The sequence below is a fragment of the [Mycobacterium] manitobense genome (assembly GCF_025821665.1).
GTDB lineage: Bacteria > Actinomycetota > Actinomycetes > Mycobacteriales > Mycobacteriaceae > Mycobacterium > Mycobacterium arseniciresistens.
On the sequence record NZ_JACKSJ010000035.1, the window covers coordinates 1 to 625 of the forward strand.

The 625-nt window shown below is 63.1% G+C and carries 1 protein-coding gene; it reads right to left on the minus strand.

The window, feature by feature from the left end; translation table 11 throughout:
* The coding region (locus H7I41_RS04585; protein WP_264011385.1) for a cbb3-type cytochrome c oxidase subunit I at positions 1 to 625 on the minus strand (625 nt) is incomplete at both ends.

Here is a 625-nt window from a genome sequence, read left to right on the forward strand (position 1 = left end):
GCAGGTTGATCAGGAAACCGAATATGCCCGCTCCCAGGAAGTTCCAGAAGCCCACGGCGACAAGGAACATCACTGCCCAGCGGTGCGGGAAGGGTTTGGAGTCGCCGGTCTGCTGACGCGAGCCGAGCTGCAGGAACGTCCACGCCTCGACGGTGAGGAAGGTCAGCGGGATCACCTCGGCCGCGGAGAAGAAGGCGCCCAGCGCCATGTGCTCGACCGGGGTCCCGGAGAAGTACACGTGGTGCATGGTGCCGATGACGCCGCCGGCGGAGTACAGGATGATGTCGAGAAAGATGATGCCCAGTGCGATGCGTTGGCGGACCACGCCCAGCAGCACGAAGATATAGGCGACCATCACGGTGGTGAACAGTTCGAGGAAGTCCTCCACCCACAGGTGCACCACCCAGAACCGCCAGAAGTCGGCGACGGAGAAGTGGGTGTCGCTGCCGGCGAGCAGGCCGACGGCGTAGAAAGCCGGAATGGCCAGTCCCGCAAAGAAGAACAGCCACGGCATGCTGCGCATCGAGTCGCTCCGCAGCCGAGATCGCAGGCCACGCCAGATGATGGCGATCCAGAAGAACATGCCGATGATGAGCAGGATCTGCNAGATCCTGGGCAGGTCCAG